This window comes from Okeania sp. SIO2F4 (genome assembly GCF_010672385.1).
GTDB lineage: Bacteria > Cyanobacteriota > Cyanobacteriia > Cyanobacteriales > Microcoleaceae > Trichodesmium.
Window position 1 is genome coordinate 1 of record NZ_JAAHGT010000535.1, and the last position, 6,595, is coordinate 6,595.

The 6,595-nt window shown below is 38.6% G+C and carries 6 protein-coding genes and 1 pseudogene; all 7 read right to left on the minus strand.

The window, feature by feature from the left end; all coding sequences use genetic code 11:
* Positions 1 to 648: 648 nt before the first annotated feature.
* Complete coding sequence (locus tag F6K22_RS26790) at positions 649 to 1,062, minus strand: ChuX/HutX family heme-like substrate-binding protein (protein WP_293105096.1); 414 nt, start codon at positions 1,060 to 1,062, stop codon at positions 649 to 651.
* Between the two features lie 751 nt (positions 1,063 to 1,813).
* Positions 1,814 to 2,767, minus strand: a complete 954-nt coding sequence (locus F6K22_RS26795; protein WP_293105099.1) for a PhoH family protein — start codon at positions 2,765 to 2,767, stop codon at positions 1,814 to 1,816.
* 593 nt (positions 2,768 to 3,360) lie between these two features.
* The gene (locus F6K22_RS26800; RefSeq protein WP_293105101.1) at positions 3,361 to 3,837 is read right to left on the minus strand and encodes a KH domain-containing protein; all 477 of its coding nucleotides are present in this window, start codon (positions 3,835 to 3,837) and stop codon (positions 3,361 to 3,363) included.
* 91 nt (positions 3,838 to 3,928) lie between these two features.
* Positions 3,929 to 4,198, minus strand: a pseudogene (rpsP, locus tag F6K22_RS26805) (30S ribosomal protein S16); the annotation flags it as partial.
* Between the two features lie 204 nt (positions 4,199 to 4,402).
* Entirely contained in the window at positions 4,403 to 4,741 is a 339-nt protein-coding gene (locus tag F6K22_RS26810) for an IS200/IS605 family accessory protein TnpB-related protein (protein ID WP_293105104.1), read from the minus strand.
* A 150-nt stretch (positions 4,742 to 4,891) separates the two neighbouring features.
* Entirely contained in the window at positions 4,892 to 5,428 is a 537-nt protein-coding gene (locus tag F6K22_RS26815; RefSeq protein ID WP_293105107.1) for a hypothetical protein, read from the minus strand.
* A gap of 209 nt (positions 5,429 to 5,637) precedes the next feature.
* Positions 5,638 to 6,595 (minus strand): signal recognition particle protein (locus F6K22_RS26820; RefSeq protein WP_293105110.1); only part of this gene is annotated, 958 nt, incomplete at its 5' end.

A 6,595-nucleotide genomic window follows, 5' to 3' on the forward strand; every position in this document is an offset into this window, starting at 1 on the left:
CAGGGTTTCTCTGGCTGAATAATCCCGCGCTGTCACGCAAGTGCAGCGTCGGGAGTATGTCAATTGATATCCTCTGAAAGTAAGCTGGGCAAATCTTTGCCCACCCTACTAGCTCGTCTAGCTTTAGAATGTGGGTAAGTTTCACTATCCCGGAAGACCTCTCCCCCGACCCCTCTCCTGCAAGGATAAAGGTGAAATGCTCCCCCTTCCCTACAAGGGAAGGGGGTTGGGGGGTTAGGTTTTACTCACAATTTTAGTCTAGACGAGCTAGTAGTAGCTCCTCTAGCTTTAGAATGTGGGTAATATTATTAGGACTTACGCACCTGCAACGTATTTTCCTCATTGCGACCGATAGGGAAGCAATCTCAAATCCTAGTTTTTCGTACCTCATGCGTAAGTCCTGATTATGTCCGGATAAGAGCGCGATATAACTCAGTTCCGCTAACGCGTTGCATGTCGCGTAGCGAAACAAAAAAACTTTCTCCTTTTTATACCTTCTTTTTCTCCTCTTCCCTCCTAACTCCTGACTCCTGACTCCTGACTCCTGACTGCTTATTCATAAGTATTCAACCGAACATCATATCAAAGAAACATCATCTAGAAACACTTTTTTTACTGAATGGGTGAAAATTGGTTAAAAAAATTAACTCAAGATTCCAAACTTTCCACTGGTGCAGGTTCCCAAACTTCACCATATTTTTCCTTCAACTCTTGCCAAGCTTCGACCTGTCCAGGTTCATACTCTCCTGGTTTTCCCCATTGCAAAAATGCACTCAAACTAACTTCACCTTCACTATCTAAAAAACGAACTGCATAAGTAGTAAAATTTCCCCGTTTTGCTTCCCCAGTTTCAAACTTTACTTGTTTAATCAGATCCATATTCAGATGAAACTCAAAAAGCTCGGTGTGCATATTAGCATATTTACCTTTAGGAAGTTCAGCATAAAATAACTTTTGAATTTTTCCCCTAACTTCCAATACCGCAGCACTACTTGTCACAATTAAACGTAAAGTTCCAAGTTGTTCACAAGCTTCTAAAAAATCTTTCAGGTTAGTATTCATAAATAGATATTTATTTTGATTATTTATTTTTCGGCATTGTTGATTTTAGGTATGAAATTCCTAAATTTATAATAGACTTCTTGCAGAAGTCAGGGAATAGGGAATAGGTATGGAGGGAATAGGGGGAATGAAATTGTTGATTTTATATCTTGAATTGATTTAATTAAAACTTTTGCAAGAGGTCTAATGTGTAAATCATAATTCAGGGAATAGGGAATAGGTATGGAGGGAATAGGGAGAATGAAATTGTTGATTTTATATCTTGAATTAATTTAATTAAAACTTTTGCAAAAGGTCTAATGTGTAAATCATAATTCAGGGAATAGGGAATAGGTATGGAGGGAATAGGGAGAATGAAATTGTTGATTTTATATCTTGAATTGATTTAATTAAAACTTTTGCAAGAGGTCTAATGTGTAAATCATAATTCAGGGAATAGGGAATAGGTATGGAGGGAATAGGGAGAATGAAATTGTTGATTTTATATCTTGAATTAATTTAATTAAAACTTTTGCAAAAGGTCTAATGTGTAAATCATAATTCAGGGAATAGGGAATAGGTATGGAGGGAATAGGGAGAATGAAATTGTTGATTTTATATCTTGAATTGATTTAATTAAAACTTTTGCAAGAGGTCTAATGTGTAAATCATACCAAATCGGGTTATCAAAACTACCTTTTTCAAATCCCTCTCCCCATATCCGAATCTCCCAATCCCCCCATCTCCCCATCTCCGAATCTCCCTAAAACGCCTATTTTTCATAATCTTCATAAGCAGCAACTATTCTCTGAACTAAAGGATGTCTTACCACATCCGCTTGAGATAATTCACAAATAGCAATACCTTCAACATTCCGTAGAATCTTCATTGCAACAGATAATCCCGATCTTTGACTAAGAGGTAAATCTGTTTGAGTAATGTCTCCTGTCACTACCATTTTTGAACGGAAACCTAAGCGAGTTAATACCATTTTCATCTGAGCAGGAGTGGTATTTTGAGCTTCATCAAGAATCACAAAAGAATTATTCAAAGTCCGACCTCTCATATAAGCTAAAGGTGCAACTTCAATAACTCCCTTTTCCATCAAAGTATTCACTTTTTCTGGTTCAATTAATTCATAAAGAGCATCATATAAAGGTCGCAAATAGGGGTTGATTTTCTGTTGCAAATCTCCTGGTAAAAATCCTAATTTTTCTCCTGCTTCCACAGCAGGTCTAGTTAAAATTAGGCGTTCATATTGATTGTCTAAAAGCGCTTTTACTGCTAAAATTGCTGCCAAAAATGTTTTACCAGTCCCCGCTGGTCCAACACAAAAAGTCATATCCTTAGTACGAATGGCCTGCACATATTTTCTTTGGCGAAAAGTTTTGGCCCTAATTTCTAGTCCACGGCGGGTTTTGGCCAGAACGTCTTGCTGAAGTTGTTCCAAGTCATCCTGACGGTTTGTCTCAATAGCATGGCGAGCAGTGAGAATTTCTACCCCAGTGATAGTTTTGCCATTCTTCCAGAGGCTTTCTAGGGAATATACAATTTTCTGGCATCGCTCGATTTGAGTTGCAGTGCCAGTTATCAATAATTCTTGTCCCCGTAGTACTATATTTGCCCCTGTGTGTTTTGCCAGAAGTTTAATATTTTCTTCCTGATAGCCAGAAAGAGCGATCGCGCTATCAATACTAGGCAATTCTATTTTTAGTGCCTCTGTCATGCCAACATATTTCTTTGTCTCATCCTGATTCTAGAATTGTTGAAATTAGCCATTCTACTCCCCCAACCCCTCTCCTGCTCCGAGAGGGCAGAAATACTCCCCCTTCCCTCGTAGGGAAGGGGGTTTGGTGGTTAGGTTTTACCCATAATTTTAACTTAGACACGCTACTACAGCCAGTCATGGTCAAACTGACCAAAAAAGTAAGGTCTCAAGTATACCCTTTTAAATGTATCCATTACCCACATCTTTCTTAACATAAAACTTGACAAAAGAGAGAGGTTATGTATTTCCCATTAAATGGATATTTCCGGAGAGTCAACGTATTTAAAACGTATTTAATTAGATTTAATTAGAGGCTTGGAGGTAATTTTGCTCCCCCCATCCCCCCATCTCCCCATCTCCCTATCAGAAAAGGGTTTCAAGTATGGGTAAAGCATAGCTTTTAAAGGGGTAAAAAAATAAACTCCAGTATTTCAAGGCTCTAGCTTCAGCGGTCGGTACTTTTAACTAAGTTACGACCCAGGAAGCTGACTGATAACTCAAATGCCCCCACTATTCCTGATAGAGGTTAGTGGTGGCATTAGTGATGATTTTTATGTCATTCCATTTCTTTTGTATCTAATTGGACTTGGAGTTGTACCACGATGACGAGATAGTCTGTGTCTGTTTTCCGGTAGGCGACTACTTGGTATTATCCTTCTATTGTATACTCCTTCTTCTCGATTACTTGGATAGTCAGAATGATAAGAGCGTTGTATATCTGGCTGGTCTTCGTATATTTCCAAATGTACAGATTCACCTGCTGCTTGAGCTACTGCTGCTAATACAGTACGAATCGCTTGGATATTACGTCCTCCACGACCATAGACTCGCCCTTTTTCCGGTTCATCAAAAGCCAGACGAATCCAAGCTTTTGGTTGCCGGGGGTTAAGTTCACAGTCCACTCGTAAAGATTCTGGTGACTCTAGAAATGGCTCAATTAAAGACCTAACTATTTCAGAATAATCAGGATTCACTGACTGGCGGTTGTTCCTCAGACTCGCTAATGGTTGCTGTTCCAGTTGACTCACTGTCACTGGTTTCGTTGGTTTCGGTATTGGCAGTTGCTTGGCTCGGTTCAGTATTGGTAATGGCTTCGGTCGGTTCTGCATGGGAAACTGATACATTTGCTTGGGTGTTAACTCCGATTCTGGATGATTCAAGGACATTGGCTTTTTTCAATATGTCACGCACTGTATCTGTTGGTTGAGCACCTTGTTCAAGGCGTCTTGTAATTGCTGGTACATCTAATCTTGTTTCATCTGTTCTAGGATTATAAAAGCCGAGTTCTTCTAATGGACGGCCATCACGACGGGAATCGCTATTCATTGCTACTATCCGGTAGCTAGTCTCCCGTTTTTTTCCATATCGCTTTAATCGCAGTTTGATCATTTCGAGTGATTATACTCCTGTTTAGAATTATAAGCTATTATTTCATCTTGATACTCCCCACCCTGAAGTATGGGGATTCTTAAGCAATCCAAAAGTGGACCCTTAAAGGCATTATCAAGCTGCCTCTACTAACTCCATTTAAGAGAAAATCTTAAAGTTGTTGATATTTCAGAATATTACCTGCACCATTAACGTCGGCATTAACTAATAAACCGTTTTTGGTTTGATATAATAAGACTCTTCTGTTTCCACAAACTCTATTCCTTTTAGTTCGCACAACATATTCTTGATACCTTCTTTAAGTTTAGCAGTGGGGATTTGTACAAACTTTTGGTTGTTTTTTGCTCCAATATTTATACCATCTTTTTGCCCCTTATTCCATCCCAAAATAATCCTGCCAATTCTATATTTTAGACAATGATGAACTACTAATTTTGCTGTTTTGTTCACCGCATCTCTCATTTGGCGATTGGGTTTTTCTGTGATGTTAGCTAACTTTTTTGACCAAAATCCTTGAGGCTTGTTCTCCTTAATTTTTGCCACCTGTTTGTTGTACCATTAGTTAACTGATTTTAAATGTCTGCCACTGATGATAAAACTCGTTCCTACATTGCTAAGACAAGCTAACCAATTATCAACGCCATGATCTATACCAAGAACTTTATCTTTTTCCATAGCCTGGTTTAGCTCGATTTATAGTTGATACGCCCACTCAACATAAAAACAATTATTACGAGGTCTAATCCTGATTTCTCTAATTTTTTTAAAGTCAATATTTTTGGGAAAATTCAACAAAAAACTATCAACTTTAAAGGCAGCTTTTACTTTTTTACCCAAAGGTACTCTGACTTGATTTTCTTTCAATATTATAGCTTGTTTAGGATAAGTTATAACTCCTAATCCTGCTTTTTTTCGATATCTCGGAAGTTGAGGTTTGTTTGACAAATCTCCTCCTAAATACTGATGAAAAAGCTGTCCGTAGGACTGAAAATATTCTGCCACTGTTCTGATAGTTTGTTGTGCTGCTTGAGAATGAATAAATTTATAATTAAAATTTGACTTTAATTGTTTCTCTAAATCATATTTACCTTTGATACAGCCTAATTTCAAGTACCATTGACGTGCCAAATAAATCCCACAATTAATAAGTTTATTGGGTGTAGTATACAAATACTCCAAAAAGGGAAGAAGTTGAGGATTTTTGATTAAATCTTGTTGACATCCATACAATTTACTTCACCTCCTTTTTTTGAGAATAGAATAGTAAAGTATATTATATCATACTAAGTCTATTATCTGCCACTTGAAAACAGAAAAAAGCCACCCTAGAAGAGCATTGCTCTAAACCCATTTTTTTGGTAATCTAGGCAACATTTCGATATTTATTGTCAAATCTACAGTTTTTTACTAAGTATTTTTGACTCTTGTAGTCCCTTCTTTTAAAGCTGCCCGAAGCCCTTTTTCTTTTTCTGCTTCTTTTTCTTTTTACCACTACCCATACCTTGCTGGTTACGCCAACCAGGAGGTGTTTTACCTCCTAGCATACCAGGCATTCCCATACCAGGCATACCAGGCATCCCCATCCCTGGCATTCCTCCTTGGCCCATTTGCTGCATCAGCGATCGCATTCTTTGGAAGTCACTTACCAGTTTACTAACATCTTTCTCAGCATAACCTGAACCACCTGCAATACGTCGTCGTCGGGAAGGAGATTTTGCTAAAAGTTCTGGATTTCGGCGCTCTTGGCGTGTCATAGAATTAATCATAGATTCACACCGTTTAAGCTGAGTTTCTCCCTGCTGCAACTGATCGTCACTTATTTTATTCATTCCTGGAATTAATTTCATAATTCCTCCCAGGGAACCCATATTTTTCATCAGTCGCGTTTGCTTCAGGAAGTCAGTAAAGTCAAACTTAGCTGAGAGGATTTTCTCTTGCATTTTTTCAGCATCAGCTATGTCAAACTCTTCCTGAGCTTTTTCTACCAGGGTCAGTACATCTCCCATCCCCAGAATCCGAGAAGCCATTCTTTCTGGATAGAAAGGTTGCAGAGCTTCTACTTTTTCTCCCACCCCTACAAATTTTATCGGTTGACCAGAAATTCGACGGACTGATAAAGCTGCCCCACCTCTTGTATCCCCGTCCATTTTAGTTAGGATTGCCCCTGTTATCCCAATTTGATCGTTGAAGGTACGGGTCAATGTTGCCGCTTCTTGACCTGTCATTGCGTCTACTACTAGCAAGGTCTCCAGTGGCTCAACTGCTGCTTTTATTCTGGCAAGTTCTGCCATCATATTTTGGTCTATCTGTAGCCGACCTGCTGTATCTATAATTACTGTATCTATACCATCTGCTTTGGCCTTCTCTACTCCTTTTTGAGCAATTTCTACAGGGTCT

Bases quoted from the DNA above. Each gene is read 5' to 3' on its own strand.
- F6K22_RS26790 (WP_293105096.1), bottom strand. From the start codon at position 1,062: ATGAATACTAACCTGAAAGATTTTTTAGAAGCTTGTGAACAACTTGGA.
- F6K22_RS26795 (WP_293105099.1), bottom strand. From the start codon at position 2,767: ATGACAGAGGCACTAAAAATAGAATTGCCTAGTATTGATAGCGCGATC.